We start from the raw sequence: 21831 nt of genomic DNA on the forward strand, positions 1-21831 counted from the left end.
CGCGCTCCTCCAGCCGTCGCCTTCCTTCGCTGAATCATACTGCCTTTGTTACGTATGGCATCGATAACATAGGCTGCCACCGTGATCGAGCTGCCCGCGCCGGACACCGCTCCGGCCCCGACGACCACTTCCGAGGGAGCGGCGCTCACCTGGCGCGGGCGCCGCCTGTACCGGTACGGCGTGCCCCACAGCATCCTGTCCGGGGGGCTGCACTACTTCCGCGTCCACCCCGAGCTCTGGCGGGACCGGATCCGCCGGCTCGCCGACCTCGGGCTCAACACGATCGACACCTACGTCGCGTGGAACTTCCATCAGCCCCGCGAGGACGAGGCGCCACGCTTCGACGGCTGGCGGGACGTGGAGCGGTTCATCCGCACGGCGGGGGAGGAGGGACTCGACGTCGTCGTCCGGCCCGGCCCGTACATCTGCGCGGAGTGGTCGAACGGCGGCCTGCCGAGCTGGCTCACCGGCCGCGACGTGGCGATCCGCAGCTCCGACCCCGCCTTCACCGCCGCGGTCGGCCGCTGGTTCGACGAGCTGGTCCCGCGCATCGCGGCGCTCCAGGCCGCCGAGGGCGGACCGGTCGTGGCGGTGCAGGTGGAGAACGAGTTCGGCAGCTACGGCGACGACCATGCCTACCTGGGCTGGAATCGCGAGGCGCTGACCGCGCGCGGCATCCGGGAGCTGCTGTTCACCGCTGACGGGCCCACCGAGCTGATGCTGGACGGCGGCACCCTGCCGGGCACGCTGACGGCCGTCACCCTGGGCTCCCAGCCCGACGCCGCCCGGCGCCTCCTCACGGCGCGGCGGCCGGACGAACCGTTCGTCGTCGCCGAGTTCTGGAACGGCTGGTTCGACCACTGGGGCGAGCGGCACCACGTCCGCGGCGCCGGCAGCGTCGTGCCCGCCCTTGAGGAGATCGTCGCCGACGGCGGCAGCGTGAGCATCTACATGGCGCACGGCGGGACCAACTTCGGGCTCTGGGCGGGCGCCAACGAGCACCAGGGCCGGTTGCAGCCCACCGTGACCAGCTACGACTCCGACGCCCCGGTCGCCGAGGACGGCACGCTCACCGCCAAGTTCTTCGCCGTGCGGCAGGTGCTCGGCGCGCGCGGACCCGTAAGGATGCCCGCGCGGATCCCGACGTTGCCGGCGGCGCGCGTCCCGCTCGTCCACCGCGCCGGTCTGCTCGCCGGACTCCGCGCCGTGCCCGCGCCCGCCTCGACGGGCCCGCGCCCGGCCTCGTTCGAGCGGCTCGGGCTCGACGCGGGAATGGTTTTGTACACCGCGCGTCCGCGTATCCCGGCGGGCGAGCACCGGCTCATCCTCACCGACGTGCGCGACCGGGCCCTTGTCTTCGGTGACGGCGCCTTTCTCGGCGTCGCCGACGCCGGTCACCAGGAGCTTCCGATCCGTGGAACCGGCGCCGTCGTACGCCTGGAGGTCCTGGTCGAGAACCTCGGCCGGGTGAACTATGGGCCGGGCATCGGCCGCCACAAGGGCCTGCTCGGTCCGGTCCTGGTCGACCGGCGGATCGTGCAGGGCTGGGACAGCACGCCGATCGCCTTCCAGGAGTGGTCCACCACGGAGCTGACCCGCGCGGTCACCGCCGGCCCGGCGTCCGCGGACGCCGGGTTCGCCGTCGCGACGGTGCGCGTCGGCACGCCCGCGGACACCTTTCTCGCGCTGCCGGGATCGGGCCGTGGCCTGGTCTGGGTCAACGGGTTCCTGCTCGGCCGCTACTGGGAGATCGGGCCGCAGGTCACGCTGTACTGCCCGGCACCGCTGCTCCGCGCGGGCGAGAACGTCGTGACGGTCCTGGAGCTGGAACGGCCCGGCGGAATCCTGGAGCTGCGGGACCGTCCCGAGCTGGGACCTCCGGAGGAGTACGTCGAGGAGTTCGGCTGATCACGACTGGAGCCGGGCATCGGCCGCGGCCAGGAAGACATCGAGCACCCCGTCGCCGACCTGGGGCTGGGCCGCGCCCCAGCGGTTGCGCGGCGGGCTGACCCGGACGGCTCGGGCCTGCCGCTGCAGCTCACGCGACTCGGCGAGCAACGCGCCTGCCTTGGTCTCGTCTCCGGCCTCCTTGGCCTGGAGCGCGTCGAGCATGGTCACCATCGCCCGGCCCCACAGCTCGGTGGCGTCCAGCCAGGACGCGGCGTCGTCGGCGAAGCCCTTCTGCACCGATCCGCCGCGGATGGTGGCCGGCGCCGTGGCGATGGCCTTCGCGTACGGACGCATCGCGGCGATCGCGCCGGCGCGCCGCCCGCCGTCCCACGCCCGCCAGAACTCGGCCACGCGCGCGGCGAGCTCGGGTGCCTGGGGTTGCCACGGGGTGCCGCCGAAGGTCGGAGCGATGTGCTCCAGGTCGCCGAAGACCAGCAGGGCCTCGGTGGCCGCCTTGTCGCCGCCGGCCAGATAGGCCATCGCGCGCGGCCAGCTCTTGCCCGCGTCGTACGCCCTGTCGTTCCAGGTGAAGTCCGCGGCGCCGAAGACCGCGACCTTGCTCGCGTACGGCTGGTTCATCGGGTTGGCCACGATGCCGGACAGGTGCGCGGCCAGGCCGCCCTCACGCTTGTCGTAGGGCGCCAGGAGCAGCCGGCCGCTGGTGTTGCCGTAGTCGTTGACCGGGTAGTTGTCCCAGACGAAGACCTTGCGGCCGAACAGCTCCGCCGCCTTCTCGGCCTGCGCGTTGGTGATCTCCGGCGGCACGGTGTCGGTGCCGGTCCACATCACCTCGATCGCGGGATCGAGGGATGCCCGTATGGTCTGCTTGTACGTGGTGTCGGTCAGATCGCCGTACTCGGTGGGCACCATCTGCAGCCGCTGGGCGCCGTCGTGGCCGGCGATGAAGTCGCGCTGCAGGTCGTTGAGCAGATCGACCTGGGCCTTCGCGGCGGCGGTGCGGCCGGCCGTGCCGTAGGCGGTCTCGTCCGCCGCGCAGTTCCAGCGGGTGTAGCTGATGTCGTCCAGCGGGATGGAGAACGCCCTGGCGCCCAGGTCGTAGAGCGCCTGCAGCTTCCGCTTGAGGATGTCGCGGTCCGCCTGGTCGGAGTAGCAGATCGACACGCCCGGGGACAGGGCGAAGGTGAAGCGGACATGGTTCGCGTCGGCCCGTGCCACCAGCTCGCCCAGCTCGGCGAGCTTGGCCGCCGGGTAGGGGTCGCGCCACTTGTCGCGGTGGTAGGGATCGTCCTTGGGCGCGTAGATGTAGGTGTTGGCCTTGACGTCGCCGTAGAAGTCCATCTGGTCGAGGCGTTCGGCATGTGTCCATGGCGCGCCGTAGAAGCCCTCGATGGTGCCGCGCAGCGGCATGGACGGGAAGTCGCTGACCTGGACCCCCGCCACCTTCCAGCCGCCACCGGAGGGGACGAACAACTGGCGCAGCGTCTGCACGGCATAGAACTGGCCCCCGGCGTCCTTGCCGCCGAGCGCGATCTGACGGCCTGAGACCCGTAACGCGTATCCCTCGGCCTTGTCCGGCACGACCGCGTCGCCGAGCGCCCGCGCGATGTCCGGGCGTGCGGCGGGGCCGAGGCGCACCGTGAGCAGGCCGGCGGCGGGGATCCGGTCAGGGGCGACGATGTCCACCCGGGTCGCGCCATGTGCCTTGAGTTCCCGTACGAGGCGGTCGCGAGCGGCGGGGTCGGTCTGGTCGTCGGCGACCACGAGCACCCGGCTGGTGACGACGGCGGCCGCGCCGACGCCGCTCAGCGATTGGGGCGTCGGCGACACCGAGGGTAAGGAAGGAGCGGCATAGGCCGAGGGGATGGGCCCGGCACACAGGGTGGCGGCCAGCGCGAGGGCTGCGGTGGGGGTGCGCATTTTCACGAAACTCTCCATTCGTCGATATCGGCTGGAGGTGCGGTGCTGGCGCGTATGACGAGGTCGGGAGTGGGGGCCTGCACCGCGCGGGGTTCTGGACGCTCGGCCATCACGTGCAGCAGTTCGGTCGCGGTGAGCGTGCCGAGCGCGTACGTGTCGCGGGTCAGCGCGGTGATCGGGGGATGCGGCAACTGGGTGAGGATGGAGTCGTCGAAGGACACGATGGAGACGTCGCCGGGGACCCGCACGGACCTCTCGGTGGCCACGCCCAGTCCCGCCGCCGCCATGACGTCGCTGTCATAGATGATCGCCGTGCACCGAGGGCTCGCCTCCAGCAACTGGCGCGTGGCCGACGCCCCCTGGGTGTCGGAGTAGTCGGTCGCCACGCTCACGATGTCGACGCCGAGCGATTCGCGCGCGTCGGCGACGGCCTGGAGACGGCGTTGTGTGTGCTGGTAGGAGGGAATGCCGCTGACATGGCCGAGGAACCGGTGGCCGAGCGCGGCGAGATAGGCGAGGACGCGGGTCATCGCCGCGTGGTCGTCGACCCAGACGCTGGTCAGCGGCAAGGGAGCCCCGTGGCCGCCCAGGATGACGGCGGGAATGCCGAGACCGGCGATGAGCCGCGGCCGGACGTCGTCGACCGTGAGGTCGAAGAGCACCAGCCCGTCGACCCGGTTCTCGGCGGCCCAGCGGCGGTAGACCGCCACCTCCGCCTGGGGGTCCTCGACGATGAGGAGCTGGGTGGCGATTCCCTCATTGGACAGGCGGGACTGCAGGCCGGACAGGACATGCGCGAAGAACGGCTCGACGCCCAGCGTGCGGGCCGGACGGGCGAGGACGATGCCGACCGCGTCGTTGCTGGCCCCTTTGAGGGAGCGCGCGGCCCGGTGCGGGCGCCAGTTGAGCTCCTCGGCGACCTCGAGGATGCGCTTGCGCGTCGCGTCGCTGATGCCAGGACGGGCGTTGAACGCCAGTGACACCGCCGAGACGGAGACGCCCGCCAGCCGCGCGATGTCGGTGCTCTTCAGCCGGGCCGGTGGGGCGGGCACCGAGGTCTCGGGGGAGCCGGTTGAAGCAGGCGGAATCTCGTCGTTCGGCGGCATCGCTCCTCCATCGTCGTTATGCAAACGAGATGATCCTCCCGCGTGACCATGAGAACTAAACCGTATTAGTCTTCGGTCACTTGCCACAACTAAAACGTTTCAGGCATATTGTCACACCTCCGCTACGGAGAGGTACGGGATGCACAACCACCTCAGCCGCACGCTCGAGCGGCTCGCCCGCGTGCGGCGGGATCGGATCCTGCCCCGGATTCACACCCGGCTGGGCGGCGTCGAGGTCGAGGCGTGGACGGTCGCGGACGACGGGGAGCCGGTGAGCGCCCGGCACGCCCTCGGGCTCGCCCACGACCCCGGCCGTACCGCACCCGGCTACCGCCCCTTCCCTCTGGGCGCCGCCTGGGGACAGGCCTGGGCCACGACCTGGTTCCGGATCCGCGGCACGGCCGGGCAGCAGGCCGGTCCCCTTGACCTCGTCCTCGACCTGGGCTGGTTCGACCACTCCGTGGGCGGCCACTGCGAGGGCCTGGTCTTCACCCCGGACGGCGCGATCGTCAAAGGACTGCACCCTCGGCAGTTCGATGTCCGGTTACGGGGCGACGGAGCCGTCCCCGGTCTGCTCGATGCCGACGGCTCGTTCCTGCTCTACGTCGAGGCGGCGGCGAACCCCCTGCTGCTCGGGTTACCGCCGTTCGTCGTCACCGATCACGGTGAGAAGGGGGCGGAGGAGGCGTTCGAGCAGTTCAGGCTGCGCCGCGCGGAGATCGCCGCGTTCTCGCCCGAGATCCACGCCCTGTCCTGCGACCTGGACGTCGTCGGCGGACTGGCCGCCGAGCTGAGCGCGGACGAGCCGCGTCACTGGCGGCTGCTGCGCGCGACAGAGGAGGCCCTGGACGCCTACGACGAGGCGGACGCCGAGGCCGGCGCCCGGCGGGCGCGCGCGATCCTCGCTCCGCTCCTGGCCGCGCCCGCGCACGCCAGCGCCCACCGGATCACCGCCGTCGGGCACGCGCACATGGACACGGCGTGGCTGTGGCCGCTGCGCGAGACGGTACGCAAGCTCGCCCGTACGGTCTCCAACGCGCTCGCCCTGCTCGACGCCGACCCCGCGCTGGTGTACACGATGTCGGCGGCACAGCACTTCAGCTGGCTCGAAGAGCATTATCCGGAGCTGTTCGCGCGCGTGCGGGACCACGTCGAGCAAGGCCGACTCGTCCCGGTCGGCGGCATGTGGGTCGAGGCGGACGGCGTCATTCCCACCGGCGAATCGATGGTGCGCCAGCTGACCTACGGCAAGCGCTACTTCATCAGCCGATTCGGCCGCGAACCACGGGAGATGTGGCTGCCCGACTCGTTCGGCTACTCGGGCGCCCTGCCGCAGCTGGCCCGCCGGGCCGGGTCCCGCTGGTTCCTGACCCAGAAGATCTCCTGGAACGACACCACGGTCTTCCCGCACCACACCTTCTGGTGGGAGGGCATCGACGGCACGCGGATCTTCACCCACTTCCCGCCTGCGGAGACGTACGCGGCCGAGGTGACCGCCCGCGAGCTCCGTCACGCGGTCACCACCTTCAAGGACAAGGCGATCGCCTCCCATTCGCTGCTGCCCTACGGGTACGGCGACGGAGGCGGCGGACCCACCAGGGAGATGGCCGAGCGGCTGCGCCGCTTCGCCGACCTGGAAGGCGCGCCACGGGTGATCTCCAGGTCGCCGGCGGAGTTCTTCCAGGAGGCCGAGGCCGAGTTGCGGGACGCCGGATCTCTGGAGCCGGTCTACCGTGGCGAGCTCTATCTGGAGCTGCACCGGGGCACCCTGACCTCGCAGACGGCCATGAAGCGGCACAATCGGCGCTGTGAGTCGCTGCTGCGGGCGGCGGAATATCTCAGCACGGCGGCGAGCGCACTGCACGGTACGCCCTACCCGCGTGCGGACCTCGACGAGATCTGGCGCACCGTGCTGCTGCACCAGTTCCACGACATCCTCCCCGGAACCTCCATCGCCTGGGTGCACCGCGAGGCCCGCGACACCTACCGGGCGGTCGAGGAACGGCTGCACGATCTGATCAAGCAGGCCACGGCGGCACTGGCCGGTGAGCAGGTCGGCGCCGTGGGAAGCGTGCTCCCCCCGTTCGCCGCGGCGGAAGCGAGTGCGGCCGTCGTCGAGGTCACCGACGGAGAGGCCGGCGGCACCGTACTGGATGACGGCCTGCTGCGGGTCGTGGTGGACGGCGGTGGCCACGTCGTCTCCCTGCTCGACCTGCGCGGGGGCCGGGAGGTCGTCCCGCCCGGACGGCGCCTCAACGAGCTGCAGCTCTTCCGCGACGAGCCGGTGCGCTGGGACGCCTGGGACGTGGACCGGCACGTGCTGCGCCACCCCCAGGTGCTCGACGAGGTCACGAGCCGGAGAGTGATCCACGACGGGCCCGACGCCGGCGTGGAGGTGGTCCGGCGGACCGGCACGTCGACGATCACGCTGACCATGTGGTTGCGGGCCGGCACCGGGCGGTTCGAGACCGAGTGCGCCGTCGACTGGCAGGAGCGAGAACGCCTGCTGAAGGTGGCCATCCCGGTGCGGGTCAGCGCGCGGACCGCGCGGTTCGAGACCCAGTACGGCTACGTCGAACGCCCGCTGCTCACGAACACCGCCTCCGAGGAGGCGATGTTCGAGGCCGCGATGCACCGCTACGTGCAGGTGGCCGACGGTGACTTCGGCCTCGCGATCGTCAACGACACGATGTACGGAGCCGACGCCCGCGCCGACGGCGACTCCACCGTGGTCCGGCTGTCCCTGCTCCGGAGCGCGCGCTTCCCCGATCCCCACGCCGACCAGGGCACGCATGCCTTCCGCTGGGCGGTGCTGCCCGGTGCGGACGTGCCGGCCGCCGTGGAGGCCGCCTACGCGTTCAACACACCCGACATCGCCGGGCCGAAGCGGCTGGCGCCGCTGGTACGCCTGGAGCTCCTGGCCGGGCACGCGCTCATCGACTGGGTGAAGCAGGCCGACGACGGCTCCGGCGACCTCGTCGTCCGGGTGTACGAGACCCAGGGCGGACGGGCGCGCGCACGGCTGCACTGCCGTGAGGAACTCGGCGCCGGAGCCGTCGCGTGGGAGACCGACCTGCTCGAACGGGAGCTCGCCGGCGACGAGGACCTGCCCCTGGCCGTGGGGCCGACGCGCCGTGCCGTGAGCGAGGTCCGGCTGGATCTCGGCCCTTTCCAGGTGGCGACCCTGCGGATCGCCGCCCCTGCATCACCCAAGGAGGACATCCAATGAAAAAATGGACCGGTGTCGCGGCACTCGCCCTGGGATCGCTACTGCTGTCCGGGTGCGGCGGCGACCCGACGCCGCAGGCCTCTGGCGGGGCGCTGTCGGGAACGATCAAGTTCCAGACCTGGAACCTGAAGAACGACAAGTTCACGTCCTACTTCACCGAGCTGATCGCGGCCTTCGAGAAGGAACACGCCGGCACGAAGATCACCTGGGTGGACCAGCCCGCCGAGGGCTACCAGGACAAGCTGTCGGCCGACGCCGCGGCAGGGGCGCTGCCCGACGTCGTCGACATGGGACCCGAGGCCGCCTACACCCTGGCCCAGGCGGGGGTCCTGCTCGACCTCACCAAGGCCGACCCCCAGGCCAAGAGCCTGTACCTGGACAAGGCGTGGGAGGCGATGACGTTCAGCGGGCTCGGCGGCGGAACCTACGGCTACCCGTGGTACCTGAACACCGGGCCGTCGTTCTTCAACACGGCGCTGTTCAAGAAGTGCGGTCTGGACCCGGCCAAGCTGCCCGCCAATTATGACGAGCTCTTCAGCCAGGCCGAGACCATGGCCAAGAAGTGCTCGGACGTGTCGATGCTCGCGCGGATGCCGGTCATCGAGATGTTCGGTGAGGCCGGCGTGCCCCTCATGGACGCCGCGGGCAAGCAGTTCACCTACAACGACGCCAAGGGCGTGGAGTTCGTCGAGCGCTTCAGGAAGCTGTACGCCGGCAAGGGCCTGACCCAGGAGTCGCTGAACAACCTCCAGACCAAGGAGGTGGAGGAGTTCAAAGCGGGCCGGCTGGCGTACCTGTCGGGCAGCTCCTACACCCTCAACGACCTGAAGGAGACCGCGCCCGACATCTACAAGGCGCTCGGGATCGGGCCGCGGATCAGCACCGCCGCCCCCAACATGTACATCGAGTCGCTCGTCGTGAACGCCACCGGCAAGAACCAGCCCCTGGCCACGGCCTTCGCCAAGTACGTGACCAACACCGCCAACCAGCTCGCCTTCGCCAAGAAGGCCTCGGTGTTCCCCTCGTCGGCGGGGTCGATGGACGACGAGTACTTCACCAAGGACGACGGCGACCCCGCCACGAAGACGCGGCTGGAAAGCGCTGCCCAGGTCAAGAAGGCGGTCGTGTGGTGGCCCCCGGCCTTCTCCGGCTCGGCCGACGCCGACACGCTCCGCGAGCAGATCGCCCAGGCCCTGCTGGGCAAGAAGTCGGTGCAGCAGGCGCTGGACGAGTCGGTCAAGTACTCCAACGACCGGCTGGCCTCGCACGGATGACCGACTCCACCCCCGCTACCCACAAGTGGCGCGTGACCCCCTGGTTGTTCCTGGTGCCCGGCCTGGCCGTGGTCGTGCTCCTGGTCCTCGTGCCGTTCCTGAACACGCTGAGGCTGGCGTTCACGGACTCCATGCTGCTGCGGCCCGGGGACTTCGTCGGGCTGGACAACTTCCGGCGGATGTTCGCCGACGAACGGTTCGGCACCGCGCTGCTGAACTCCAGCCTGTACGTGGTGTGCGTCGTGCCGTTCATGGTGGTGCTGCCCCTGGTCCTGGCCTCGCTGCTCAGCGGGGCCGGGCGGCTCATGGGGTTCTTCCGCACCACCATGTACCTGCCGGTGATCATGTCACCGGTGATCGTCGGCCTGATCTGGACGAACCTGCTCGACAAGCGCGGCCTGGTGAACGAGCTGCTCGGCACGCTCAAGGTCGCCGCCCAGCCCGTGCCGTTCCTCACCGACCGCTGGCTGCTGCTGTTCAGCGCGATGTTCGTCACGGTGTGGACGGGCCTGGGCTACTACATGGTCATCTACCTGGCCGCGCTGGCGAACATCGACCCGAGCCTGTACGACGCGGCGGCCATGGACGGCGCCGGCCCGGTGCGCGCCTTCCTGAACGTCACCGTCCCGGGCGTGCGCTCGACGATGGCGCTCATCGGCGTCCTGTCGTCCGTGGCGGCCTTCCGGGTCTTCGGCGAGATCTACGTGCTCACGAACGGCACCGGAGGGGTGGGCGGCGGCGATCTCACCATGACGATGCTCATCCAGCGCGAAGGCACCGGCCTGCAGGCGCGTACCGGATACGCGGGTGCGATCAGCCTGGTCATGTCCGTCATCCTCGGCGCCCTGCTGATCGCGCAGCTCGTCATGCAACGCAAGCAGAGGACCGGCTGATGCCCGCGCGCCGCCGCGTCTCGCCCGGTCTGGTCGTTCGCTACCTGGTCCTGCTGCTGATGGCCGTGCTGCTGGCGGGCCCGCTGCTGTGGCAGCTCTCCCTGTCGCTCAAGGGCGCCGGCGACGCGCTGTACACGCGGCCGCCCGCGCTGATCCCCGGCCATCCCACGCTGGGGAACTTCTCGACGGTGCTCGATCGCATCCCGGTGCCCCACTACCTGCTCAACTCCCTGATCGTGGCCGCCATGGCCGTCACCGGCAACGTCGTGGGCGCCACCTGCGCCGGTTACGCGCTGGGCAAGCTGCGCTTCCGCGGCCGCGGGGTGGCGACCGGCATCTGCGTCGCGGCCCTGCTCGTCCCGGCCGAGACCGTCCTCATCTCCCAGTTCCTGCTGGTCAGGGGGGCCGGTCTGGCCAACACCCTGCTGGGCGTCGTCCTGCCGACGATCGTGGCCGCCCTGAACGTGCTGCTCATGCGCAACGCGTTCGCCAACCTGCCCGCCGAGTTCGACGAGGCGGCCGTCATCGACGGCGCCAACGCCTGGCAACGGTTCATCCGCGTCTCCGTCCCCCAGGTCAAGGGCGTCATCACCGTCGTGGCGATCTTCGCCTTCGTCGGCTCGTGGAACGACTTCCTGTGGCCCCTCATCGTGCTGTCCGACGAGGACAACTACACCCTCACCGTCGGACTCAACCGTCTGCGCGGCACCTTCTACGACGATCCGCGCCTCATCGCGGCCGGCACGATCATCGCCCTGGTTCCCATCGTCACGTTCTTCGCCGTGCTGCAGCGCTACTTCTTCCGCGGGCTCGAAGCGGGAGGCTTGAAAGGGTGAAATGCTGAGATTCGGGGTCAACTACACGCCCTCCCGGGACTGGTTCTACTCCTGGCTGGATCCGGACTGGGCGGTCACCCGGCGCGACATGAAGGCCCTGGCCGATCTCGGCCTGGATCACGTCCGCGTCATGCCGCTGTGGCCCGTTCTGCAGCCGAACCGGACGCTGATCCGCCGCCGCGCCCTCCACGACGTGCGTCACGTCGTGGAGATCGCCGGCGAAGCCGGCCTCGACGCCAGCGTCGACGTCCTTCAGGGACATCTGTCGGGCTTCGACTTCGTGCCGAGCTGGCTGACGGACTGGCACCGGCGCAGCATGTTCACCGACCCCGACGCGATCGGCGCGCAGGCCCGATTGGTCGAGGCCCTCGACGAGCACCTGCACGACCTGCCCAACTTCCTCGGCCTGACCCTGGGCAACGAGGTCAACCAGTTCACCTCCGCCCTGCACCCGAGCCCGATGCCGGCCACCGCGCAGCAGGTCACGGCCTGGCTCCGGGCGCTGCACGGCGAAGGTCCGCGCGACCGGCGCCATTTCCGGCTCAACGCCGAATACGACGCCGTCTGGTACGCCGACGGTCACGCCTTCACCCCCGCGCACTCCTCCCGGCACGGCCAGATGAGCGTGATCCACTCGTGGATCTTCAACGGCACGGCGCAGGGGTACGGCGCGATGTCGCACGAAAGCGTCAGCCACGCCGCGTACCTCATCGAGCTGTCGCGCGCCTTCGCCCTCGACCCGGCCCGCCCGGTGTGGCTGCAGGAGGTCGGCGCGCCGCTCAACCACCTCACCGAGGACCAGGCGCCCGGCTTCTGCGAGGAGACCGTGCGGGCGGCGGCCGACAGCGACGCCCTGTGGGGTGTCACGTGGTGGTGCTCGCACAACGTGGAACGCGGGCTGGCCGACTTCCCCGACCTGGAGTACAGCCTCGGCCTGATCGGCGCCGACGCCACCGTCAAGCCGATCGGCAGGCGCTTCGCCGAACTGGCCGCGGAACTGCGGCACCGGCCACGCCCCTCCCCACGACGGGAGGCCGTCGTCGTCCCGGTCGACGCCGAGGACCTCCCCGTGTCCCGGGCGGAGCTCTCTCCCGGCGGCGGCGTCTTCGAGACCTGGATGAGCCGCGCCCGCGCGGGAGCCCGCCCCGCCGTGGTCACCTCCACGATCGCGGGCGACCCGGCGGAGCTGCGCGCCCGCGGCATCGAACGGCTCGTCCACGCCGAGCCGACGGGGCGCACGTTCTACAGCTCCGTCAGCGACGTGGAGGTACTCAACAGGACGGCCGCGCATGCTGAGCGTTGACCCCGGCAGCGGCAGCGGCGTCGTGGAACTGCTGCTCTCCGAACTTTCCTTGCGGGAGAAGGTCGGCCAGCTCAACCAGCGCCTCCTCGGGTGGCAAGCCGTCGAGCGGGCTCCCGGGGGCGGCTTCCGGCTCACCGACCTCGCCCGTGCCGAGCTGGACCGGTGGGGCGGGCTCGGCGCCCTGTACGGGGTCTTCCGCGCCGACGCCTGGTCGGGCCGGTCGTGGGCCGACGGCATCCGGCCGGAGGAACGCGCCGAGGTCGCCGCCCTCATCCAGGACGAGGTGTCGCGGGCCGGCGGGCACCGCATCGGGGTGCTGCTGTCCGAGGAGGCCCCGCACGGGCACCAGGCGCTGGGCGGGACGCTGCTGCCCGCCAATCTCGCGGTGGCCGCGGGGTGGGATCCGGCGCTGTTGGCCGAGGCCGCGGCCGCCGTCGCGGCCGAGCTCGCGGCCAGCGGGGTGCACCTGGCCCTGGTATCCGCGCTCGACCTACTGCGAGACCCACGCTGGGGCCGGGCGGAGGAGTGCTTCGGAGAGGATCCGCTGCTGGCCGCCGAGCTCACCAGGGCGTTGGTGATCGGCATGCAGGGCCTCGACCGCGCCGAGGTGGGGCGCGGGGGAGTCTCGATCGTGCTCAAGCATCTGGCCGCCCAAGGTGAAGCGGTCGGCGGGCGCAACGGACAATCCGCCGTCATCGGCCCCCGCGACCTGCGCGAGCTGCACCTCCCCGCCGTCCGGGCCGGGGTGGAGGCCGGGGCGCTGGGATTCATGGCGGCCTACAACGACATCGACGGGGTGCCGTGCTGCGCCAACCGCGACCTGCTCACCGGCTTCCTGCGGGCTGAATGCGGCTTCGACGGCATCGTCATGGCCGACGGCCTGGCCGTCGATCGGCTCACCGCGATGACGGGCGACGCGACGGCCGCCGCCGTGGCGGCGCTCGAGGCCGGCGTGGATCTGTCGCTCTGGGACGAGTCCTTCGGCCTGCTGGAGCAGGCCGCCACCGAGAACCCGAGGGTGGCCGAACTGGTCGACACCGCCTGCCGCCGGGTGCTCACGCTCAAGCAGCGCGTGGGCCTGCTCGCGGAGAGCCCACCTGCGGTCACCGCGCCCGGGGTCACGCTCGCCCTGGCCGGTCGCACCGCCGACGGCCTGTCCCGTCGGCTGGCCCGGCAGTCCCTGGTCCTGCTGCACAACGGCGGCGGGTTCCTGCCCCTCGACCGGCGGGCGCTGACCAAGGTGGTCGTCGTCGGCCCGAACGCCCGCGACGTCACCGCCCTGCTGGGGGACTACGTGCCGCCCCTGCCCGAGGGGTCGGCCGCCTGCCTGGACCTCGCCCTGCGGCAGGCGCTACCCCACGCCGAGGTGAGGTGCGTATCCGGAGCGCCGACGGCGGCCGACCTGAGCGGCGCCGAGGTGAGGTGCGTGTCCGGCGTGCCCACGGCGGCTGAGCTGAGCGGCGCCGACGCCGTGATCCTGGCGCTCGGCGGGACGAGCCACCGCACGTACGCGGAGGACTTCGCCGCCAACGGAGCGATCGCCGGCCCGGCGATCGTCGCCACCGCCGGGGAAGGCGTGGACCTGGCCGACCTCTCCCTGCCCGGCGGTCAGGACGACCTGGTCGCCGCCGTCCGTGCGCGGGCCCGCTGCCCCGTGGTGGCCGTCGTCATCGCCGGCCGTCCGCATGTGCTCACCGGTGTACTGGCCCACACCGACGCTCTGCTGTGGGCCGGCTACCCCGGTCCGCACGGAGGCCACGCGATCGTCGACGCGCTGCTCGGCGGCTACGAGCCGGTCGGCCGCCTGCCGTTCACCGCGCCACGCCATCCGGGGGCCGTGCCGGTTCGCCACAACGACCGGCACCCGGCCCACGGTGTCTACCAGGACGCGCCGGACCCGGTGCTCTTCCCCTTCGGCTCCGGCCTGCGCTACCGGCCCGTGCTGTTCGACGGCCTGACGGCATCAGCGGAGGCGGCCACGGTCCGGGTGAGTGTCGAGGTCGTCAACCCCGCCGACGCCGATGCCGAGGTGGTCGTGCCGCTGTTCGGGCGCCGTACCGGAGGTGTCGTGCTGCCTCGCCTGCGCGAGCTGCTCGCTTTCCGCAGGGTCACCGTCCCGCCGGGCGCCCGCGTCACCGTCGTCTGGAACCTGCCCGCGGCGCGCTGCTTCGCCGAGGGCGCGGCGGACCGGGCCGTCACCGACCTGTACGTCGAAGACCTCCACGAGACCATCAGTCCGCTCAGCAACCCAGCTCATTCTCAACAGTGAGGAGTTGTGATGGCCCGTTCACATCGCACCGGCAGACGGGTGACGACCCGCGCGGGCACCGCCGCCCTGGCCGCGATGCTCACCGTCGTGCTCGCCGCCGGAGGCGCTGCGGCCAGCGACACGCTGCCCTGGCCGGGTGACAGCGCGGCCGGCGCCGACCAGCCCTACCAGCACGGCTACTCCGTCACCGACCTGCTGCGCTGGAACCCCGCCGACGACGCCCACGCCGAGCTGTTACGCGCCAAGGTGCCGCTCCAGAAGCGCAACGCCGCCAACGCCGCCACGCAGCGCGTGCCGGCCCTGCCCGCCGACACTCAGCTGCTGACACTGGCCGGTGACTACGGCAACGCCTTCTTCGAAAGCCACCCTTACACCAACGAGTTCAGCCAGTACCTCTTCAACTACTGGCAGTACGCCGACTTCTACGCCTCCTGGCACGGCATGCCCACCGAGGGGGTGCCGGTGAGCTACTACGACCCGACCAAGGACTGGCGGGAGAAGTGGTTCGAGTTCGGGATGCTCAACCTGCCCAACCCCGGCTACACCAACGCGGCCCACGCGAACGGGGTGCGCTCACTGGGGTGCGTCTTCTTCTCCGACAACGACCGCGGCGACCAGACCTACGCCGAGCTCCTGGTCCGCGACGCCGACGGCGGCTTCCCCGTCGCCGCCAAGCTCATCCAGCTCGCCAAGTTCTACGGCTTCGACGGCTACTTCATCAACCAGGAGGCGAAGCTCGCGCCGGCCGACATCCCGGCCTACAAGCAGTTCCTGCGGCAACTGCGCGAGGGCGGCGTCTATGTGCAGTGGTACGACTCGATCAACAGCTCCACCGGCGCCATTTCGTACCAGAACGAGTTCAACTCGGTCAACGGCCCGTTCGTGCGCGACGCTCAGGTCGGCGACGTGTCCGACTCCATCTTCCTCAACTACTGGTGGAACAAGACCAAGCTCACCAACTCCAAGAGCTACGCCGCCGGCCTCGGCCTGAACGCCCGCAAGAGCGTCTTCGCCGGCGTCGAGGCCGGGCAGTACCAGTTCAACCAGCCGTACAACCTCGATGACAATCTCGACGCCGCCGGTGCGCCGATGAACGCCATCGCCACCCTCGGCGCCGACTTCGTCTCCTCCGACTACGCCGGCAAGACCGACGACGCCGCCCAGCGAGACGTCTTCGACCGGGAACGCCGCTGGTGGACCGGCTCCTCACAGGGCGCCACCACACCAGAGGGCACCTGGAAGGGAATCTCGAAGTACATCGCCGAACGCTCCGTCATCGGCGGCACCACGTTCGCCACCTCCTTCAACACCGGCCACGGCCTGTCCACCTGGACCAAGGGCCGGCTGTCCAACCCGAAGGAGTGGGGGAACGTCAACCTCCAGGACCTCCCGGTGACCTGGCAGTGGTGGATCGACGCGGCCGGAACCCCCCTCAGCGCCGACTTCGACTACGGCCCCGCGTACACAGCGGCGAGCCGGTTCTCGTACCAGAAGATCGGCGCCTACAACGGCGGCAGCTCCCTCGTCCTCAGCGGCACCCTGGACAGCGACAACACCGCGCGCCTGTACAAGACGGACCTGCAGCTCACCAAGCGCTCAACCCTCGACCTGACCTACAACAAGCCCTCGGCGAGCGACGACTCCGAACTCCGGCTCGGCCTCGTCCTCGCCTCCGACCCGGCCAAGGTGATCCAGCTCCCGCTGACCGGCTCGGGCCGGCACACCACGGGCTGGACCACCGGGACGGCGGACCTGTCGGCGTACGCCGGTCAGCGCGTCGCCGCGCTCGGCCTGGTCGTCGCGGCCGGCGCCCGCCCCATCCCGGGATATCAGGTCAACCTCGGCTCCCTGGCCCTGCGCGACGGCAAGGACAACACCCCTGTCATGCCGCAGGACCTGCGCATCACCGAACTGCTCCCCGAGACCGGAGAGCTGTTCCTGTCCTGGAAGCGCTCCGGTTACGACAAGGTACGCCGCTACGACGTCTACCTCGACGACACCTATCTCGGCGGGGTCTACGACGACGTCTACTACGTCAAGCGGTTCACGGCCACGTCGGGAACGATCAAGCTGGTGGCGGTCGGCCCGGACGGGTCGGAAAGCCCGGCGGCGACCACGACGTTCGACCTGTCCACGGCGCCAGGTGGGGTGAAGGCGTCGGCGAAGCCGGACGGCACGCTGACGGCAAGCTGGACCCCACGGGCGAACGGCGAGCCCATCACGCTGAAGGTGCAGAGCCTCGACACCGCCCACCCGTACACCAAGGAGGTCGCACTGTCCGGAACGAGCACGGGCACGACGCTGACCGGCGTACCCGTCAACGGCGGCGATCACCTCCTCACCCTGCGGTCGGGAACGGGCACGACCACCGGGGTACGCGGGACGTTCGCCGACACCGAGATCAGCCCCTATCCGGCCTCGGCGGTGGCGATCAACGGGAACACGTTCACCTTCTCCCGGCCGGCCCTTCCGGACTGGCACACCCTGACCATCCTTGAGGACGGCCAGGCGAAGTCGTTCGCGACGACCTACGGCTCGGGCGCCAAGCCGTACATCATCCGCGGCCGCACCACCCGTGCCGCCGAAACGGTGACCATGTCCGGTGCCACCAGCAAGGTGGTCGCCATCCTGGAGGACTACGCCGGCAACAAGGCCACGACCGTCCTGCGAGGCAACTGACCGCGAAAGCCCGCCCCCTCTCCGGGCACAAGGAGAGGGGGCGGCCGGGTCAGAGCCAGCCGCGGGCCGCGGCTTCCGCGCCGGCCTGGAAGCGGGTCGTCACGCCGAGGCGCTCCACCATGACGGCGATCTTGCGGGTGGCCGTCCGGGCGCTGACCCCGAGGTGCCGGCCGATGGCCTCGTCCTTGAGCCCGGCGTTCAGCAGGCGCAGCACGAGCAGGTCCTCCTCGGCCGGCCGCTCCTTCGCCGCGTCCGGAAGCCTGGTGCGCGCGAGCCCCGTGTCCGGCATGCCGGCGCCCGGAAGGCCCGCCAGAGGCCGCCCGCGCTCCCAGTAGAAGTCGAACAGTTCCACCAGCGCGTCGAGCAGCCGCGAGGGGTGCAGCAGCGCGATGTTGTCGTAGACCCCGTCCACCAGCGGGAACAGGCCGGCCTTGCGGTCGACGATGCGTAGCTTGAACGGCAGGTGCGCGACGAACCGGGACCGCTCTCCCTCTTCCGCGAGTCGTACCAGCGTCTCCAGACGGCCGGGGCGGTCCAGGGACTCGGGGCAGTAGACCACGCGGATGTCCACCCCGCGCGCCAGCAGGTTCCGCGTGCCGTCCAGCTCTGACTGGTTGGTGTCCTGAGAGTCGTCCGGGCGCCCCAGGTACGGCGGGCGGTCGAAGCCGAGCACTTCCACGCTGACCGTCCGCTGCAACTCGGTCATGACCCGCTTGACGGCCTCCTGCCCGGCCAGGATCTCCACGACCCCGTTCGGCGCGGCCGCCATCCGGCCGGAGTGGTAGAGCTGCTCGAAGTCCGAGACGACCGTCCTGACCTCGGCCAGCCGGGCCTCGGTCTCCAGGCGCCGCCGGTCCACCAGCCACTTGATCGCCGCCTCCGGCGGCACCGCCTCGTACCGGCCGGGTCCGGTACGGCGCAGCAGCCCGCCCTCGACCAGGCGGGCCAGCGCGGGGCGCACCCTTGCCGGGCCGACGCCCAGCCCCGCCGCCAAGTCCCCCGTCCGCCGGCCGGGCATGCGCAGCAGCAGCCGGTACACCCGCTCATCGAAGTCCGTGATGCCCACCGCGCCGAGCACGGACCCATCTACCAACGAGCACCTGCCGAAAATGTCGTTTTTAGTCATGTGGCCGAAAATGTCAGCACTATATCTCGACAGAGATCTTCACTGGGCGTTGACTCCGTATCGGCCCTCCGGCTGATCATCCCCGGACGGGTGACCAGGCTCATCCCCCTAGAGGAGCGATGTCCCCCAACCTCCGCGTTCACCGCGCGCTGGCGCTGGTCGCAGCACTGGCGGTCACCGCCGCCGCTCCGGCCGTCGCCCCACCCGCCGCGGCGTCGGCACCCTCCGCCACGGCTTCACCCGCCACCCCCACCTCGTACATCGTCACCCTGGCCGAGCCGCCGCTGGCCACCTACGACGGCGGCGTGGAGGGCATCGCGCCCACCAAGGGCGGCGAGGGCAAGAAGGTCGACACCTCCAGCGACCACGCCGAGCGCTACCGCGAGCGCCTGACCAAGCGACAGGACGAGGTAGCCCGCAGTGTCGGCGCGGTGGCCATGGTCCACCTGGCGGTCGCCTCCAACAGCTTCACCGCCGAGCTCACCCCGGCCCAGGCGCTGCGGCTGTACACGACCCAGGGGGTGGTCTCCGTCGTCCCGGACACCCTGCACAAGGCATTGGACGACCGCAACTCCACCGACTTCCTCGGCCTGTCCGGTGACCGCGGCCTGTGGACCAAGCTGGGCGGGACGGGCAAGGCGGGCAAGGGCGTGGTCGTCGGCGTCATCGACACCGGCATCTGGCCGGAGAACCCCTCCTTCGCGGGACCGGCCCTCGGCACGAAGCCGCCCACGTACGCCGACCCGTACCGGCCCTATCTCAAGGACGGGGTCACGGTCATGAAGAAGGCCGACGGCTCCAGCTTCACCGGCCTGTGCCAGAGCGGCGAGGAGTTCGCCGCGAACCTGTGCAACCAGAAGATCATCAGCAGCCGCTACTTCGGCGAGCTGTGGATGAAGTTCAACCCGCCCGAGCAGCGCGACGACTACATCTCCCCGCGCGACGCGCAGGGCCACGGCTCGCACACCGCCGGCACCGCGGCGGGCAACCACGCCGTCCCGGCCGCCGCCAACGGCATCGACTACGGAACGATCTCCGGCGTCGCGCCCGGCGCGGCCATCGCCGTCTACAAGGCGCTCTGGAAGGGCAAGGACGGTGGGACGACCGGCGGCTACACCTCCGACATCGTCGCGGCCATCGACCAGGCGGTCGCCGACGGCGTCGATGTGATCAACTACTCGGTCGGCAGCCTGTTCGAGTCGGCCGCCGACGCCCCGGTGCAGCTCGCCTTCCTGGCCGCCGCCGGGTCCGGCATCTTCGTCTCGGCCGCGGGCGGCAATTCCGGGCCCATCCCGTCCACGCTGGACAACACCTCGCCGTGGGTCACTACGGTCGCGGCCGGCACCATCGCGCCGTACCGGGCCGAGATCCAGTTGGGCGACGGCAGCCGTTACCGCGGTACGAGCACCACGGTCGTCGCCCCGCTCGGCCCCAAGACGCTGGCCACGGCTGTGTCGGTGAAGACCGGCACGGCCACCGACGGCGACGCGCGGCTCTGCGTGGCCGGCTCGCTCGATCCCGCCAAGACCGCCGGGAAGATCATCTACTGCGAGCGCGGGACGACCGCCCGCGTGGACAAGTCGGCCGAGGTCAAGCGGGCCGGCGGCGTCGGCATGGTGCTGGGCAACCCGTCCGACCAGGACACCGAAGCCGACCTGCACGCTGTGCCGACCGTGCACGTCAACACCCCGGACACGGGCAAGATCGCCGCGTACGCGGCCACCGCGGGCGCCACGGCCACCCTGCGCCCGATCTCCTCGGACAGTGTGCCGTACCCGGCGGTCACGAGCTTCTCCTCGCGCGGTCCCTCGGTCTCCGCCAAGGGTGACCTGCTCAAGCCGGACATCACCGCGCCCGGCGCGGCCATCCTGGCCGCCGTGGCGCCCCCGGGCAACGCCGGCAAGAACTTCGACTTCTACTCCGGCACCTCGATGGCCGCCCCGCACATCGCCGGCCTGGCCGCCCTCTACCTCGGCAGACATCCGCTCATGTCACCGATGGCGATCAAGTCGGCCATGATGACCACCGCCTACGACACCAAGACCCCGGACCTCTTCGCCCAGGGCTCCGGCCACGTCGACCCGGCCCGCATGCTCACGCCCGGCCTGGTCTACGACGCCGGCGCCAAGGACTGGTACGGCTTCCTGGAGGGCCTCGGCATCAAGACCGGCACCGGCGTCAAGCCTCTGGCCGGCTCCGATCTGAACTATCCGACCATCTCCGTCGCAGCGCTCTTCGGCTCTCGTACGGTCACCCGCAAGGTCACCGCGGTCAAGCCGGGCGTCTACCGGTCGGAGATCGAGCTGCCCGGCTTCAGGACCAAGGTCAAGCCGTCCGTTCTGGTCTTCAAGAAGGCGGGTGAGACCAAGGAGTTCACCGTCAGCATGGACATGCTGCCGGAGGCCACCGCGGCCACCGTCACCGGCAAGCTCACCTGGACCGGTGTGGGCACGAGCGTGCGCAGCGCGATCGTGGCCACCGCGCTGAGCGCGCGGGCGCCCACCGAGGAGAAGGGCACCGGCGCCGATGGCTCGCTCACCTTCGAGGTGACCCCGGGGGTGCGGAAGTTCTCGGTCAGCCCGTACGGCCTGGTGTCGGCGGACGACGTGCCGGGCAGCGTCAACGAGAGCGAAGAGTGGGGTCGCGAGGTCCCGTTCACGGTGCCCGAGGGCGCCAAGGCCGCCGCGGTCAAGATCCGCGCGGTGGACCCCCGGGCCCAGGTCGGCGGCGCGCTCATGTACGAGGAGGAGAACGGCACGCGCCAGTTGCTGTCCTGGGTGTTCAGCCTGGACGGCGACCACCGCCTGGTGCTGGGCGATCCGCGGCCCGGCAAGTACATCCTGGCCGTGCTGACACTCGGCGACCTGCCCGGCACCACGTCCACGGCGTTCACGACCCAGACGAACGTCGTGACCTCGAACAACGCGCGCGGCACGCTCACCGTGACACCCGCCGATCCGAAGGTGACCGTTGGCACGCCGTTCTCGCTGACCGCGGCTTGGACAAAGGCGACTGAGCGCACGAACACCGGCTACATCGAGTACCCCAACGGCAGGGGGACGATCATCACGATCAACTGATCTGTCGCAGCCGCTCCCGGTGACGCCCGGTCGTCGCCGGGAGCGGTTGCGTGCCGCCGATTCGACCATCCGCGGACCCGGCAGCGGGGGAAGGCGCCGCGTCTGCGACTTCCGTGGTAGACCGCGTCCCGGTGTAAGCGAACGAGGTGGCAGCGGCTACCGCGGATGGTGGACCGCCGGTTCAAACCGGGGGTTGAAGACTGGTCGC

General features: G+C 70.8%; 12 protein-coding genes. 9 read left to right on the top strand and 3 right to left on the bottom strand.

The genetic code is table 11. The features are described from left to right. The first annotated feature begins 81 nt into the window (after window positions 1-81). Entirely contained in the window at window positions 82-1908 is a 1827-nt protein-coding gene (locus AB0F17_RS45545) for a glycoside hydrolase family 35 protein (protein ID WP_358036563.1), read from the top strand. Here AB0F17_RS45545 and AB0F17_RS45550 read toward each other — a convergent pair whose 3' ends face one another. Together AB0F17_RS45550 and AB0F17_RS45555 are read right to left on the bottom strand one after the other, a co-directional pair. Then, window positions 1909-3828, bottom strand: coding sequence for a beta-N-acetylglucosaminidase domain-containing protein (locus AB0F17_RS45550; RefSeq protein WP_358036722.1), 1920 nt, complete (start codon window positions 3826-3828; stop codon window positions 1909-1911). It abuts the gene before it with no gap. Window positions 3829-3830: 2 nt separating this feature from the next. Continuing rightward, window positions 3831-4934, bottom strand: a complete 1104-nt coding sequence (locus AB0F17_RS45555; RefSeq protein ID WP_358036565.1) for a LacI family DNA-binding transcriptional regulator — start codon at window positions 4932-4934, stop codon at window positions 3831-3833. Between the two features lie 139 nt (window positions 4935-5073). Between AB0F17_RS45555 and AB0F17_RS45560 the strand changes: the two genes are divergently transcribed. From AB0F17_RS45560 to AB0F17_RS45590, 7 genes are read left to right on the top strand one after another with little or no spacing between them, the layout of a single operon-like run. Then, window positions 5074-8163, top strand: coding sequence for a glycoside hydrolase family 38 C-terminal domain-containing protein (locus AB0F17_RS45560; protein WP_358036567.1), 3090 nt, complete (start codon window positions 5074-5076; stop codon window positions 8161-8163). Continuing rightward, entirely contained in the window at window positions 8160-9437 is a 1278-nt protein-coding gene (locus AB0F17_RS45565) for an extracellular solute-binding protein (protein ID WP_358036569.1), read from the top strand. The genes AB0F17_RS45560 and AB0F17_RS45565 overlap by 4 nt, the downstream gene beginning before the upstream one ends. Next, window positions 9434-10330 carry a sugar ABC transporter permease gene (locus AB0F17_RS45570; RefSeq protein WP_358036571.1) on the top strand — a complete coding sequence of 299 codons (897 nt, stop codon included), beginning with the start codon at window positions 9434-9436 and terminating at the stop codon, window positions 10328-10330. The genes AB0F17_RS45565 and AB0F17_RS45570 overlap by 4 nt, the downstream gene beginning before the upstream one ends. Next, a complete protein-coding gene (locus AB0F17_RS45575) occupies window positions 10330-11166 on the top strand; it encodes a carbohydrate ABC transporter permease (protein ID WP_358036573.1) in 837 nt (278 codons plus the stop codon). The genes AB0F17_RS45570 and AB0F17_RS45575 overlap by 1 nt, the downstream gene beginning before the upstream one ends. Window position 11167: 1 nt before the next feature. After that, a complete protein-coding gene (locus AB0F17_RS45580) occupies window positions 11168-12469 on the top strand; it encodes a glycosyl hydrolase (RefSeq protein ID WP_358036575.1) in 1302 nt (433 codons plus the stop codon). Further along, the gene (locus AB0F17_RS45585; RefSeq protein WP_358036577.1) at window positions 12456-14738 is read left to right on the top strand and encodes a glycoside hydrolase family 3 N-terminal domain-containing protein; all 2283 of its coding nucleotides are present in this window, start codon (window positions 12456-12458) and stop codon (window positions 14736-14738) included. Before AB0F17_RS45580 ends, AB0F17_RS45585 begins: the two co-directional genes overlap by 14 nt. Before the next feature lie 9 nt (window positions 14739-14747). Then, window positions 14748-17417, top strand: coding sequence for a hypothetical protein (locus AB0F17_RS45590; protein WP_358036579.1), 2670 nt, complete (start codon window positions 14748-14750; stop codon window positions 17415-17417). Between the two features lie 49 nt (window positions 17418-17466). On the opposite strand, the gene AB0F17_RS45595 is transcribed toward AB0F17_RS45590, so the two are convergent. Beyond that, complete coding sequence (locus AB0F17_RS45595; protein WP_358036581.1) at window positions 17467-18543, bottom strand: helix-turn-helix domain-containing protein; 1077 nt, start codon at window positions 18541-18543, stop codon at window positions 17467-17469. A gap of 119 nt (window positions 18544-18662) precedes the next feature. Here AB0F17_RS45595 and AB0F17_RS45600 point away from each other — a divergent pair, with 119 nt between their 5' ends. Continuing rightward, complete coding sequence (locus AB0F17_RS45600) at window positions 18663-21623, top strand: S8 family serine peptidase (RefSeq protein ID WP_358036583.1); 2961 nt, start codon at window positions 18663-18665, stop codon at window positions 21621-21623. Window positions 21624-21831 lie beyond the last annotated feature (208 nt).

The sequence above is a fragment of the Nonomuraea sp. NPDC026600 genome (genome assembly GCF_040638335.1).
Classification (GTDB): Bacteria; Actinomycetota; Actinomycetes; order Streptosporangiales; family Streptosporangiaceae; genus Nonomuraea.

Coding starts and splice junctions, on each gene's coding strand:
- AB0F17_RS45550 (WP_358036722.1), bottom strand. CDS start 3,828: ATGCGCACCCCCACCGCAGCCCTCGCGCTGGCCGCCACCCTGTGTGCC.
- AB0F17_RS45555 (WP_358036565.1), bottom strand. CDS start 4,934: ATGCCGCCGAACGACGAGATTCCGCCTGCTTCAACCGGCTCCCCCGAG.
- AB0F17_RS45560 (WP_358036567.1), top strand. CDS start 5,074: ATGCACAACCACCTCAGCCGCACGCTCGAGCGGCTCGCCCGCGTGCGG.
- AB0F17_RS45565 (WP_358036569.1), top strand. CDS start 8,160: ATGAAAAAATGGACCGGTGTCGCGGCACTCGCCCTGGGATCGCTACTG.
- AB0F17_RS45570 (WP_358036571.1), top strand. CDS start 9,434: ATGACCGACTCCACCCCCGCTACCCACAAGTGGCGCGTGACCCCCTGG.
- AB0F17_RS45575 (WP_358036573.1), top strand. CDS start 10,330: ATGCCCGCGCGCCGCCGCGTCTCGCCCGGTCTGGTCGTTCGCTACCTG.
- AB0F17_RS45580 (WP_358036575.1), top strand. CDS start 11,168: ATGCTGAGATTCGGGGTCAACTACACGCCCTCCCGGGACTGGTTCTAC.
- AB0F17_RS45585 (WP_358036577.1), top strand. CDS start 12,456: ATGCTGAGCGTTGACCCCGGCAGCGGCAGCGGCGTCGTGGAACTGCTG.
- AB0F17_RS45590 (WP_358036579.1), top strand. CDS start 14,748: ATGGCCCGTTCACATCGCACCGGCAGACGGGTGACGACCCGCGCGGGC.
- AB0F17_RS45595 (WP_358036581.1), bottom strand. CDS start 18,543: ATGACTAAAAACGACATTTTCGGCAGGTGCTCGTTGGTAGATGGGTCC.
- AB0F17_RS45600 (WP_358036583.1), top strand. CDS start 18,663: ATGTCCCCCAACCTCCGCGTTCACCGCGCGCTGGCGCTGGTCGCAGCA.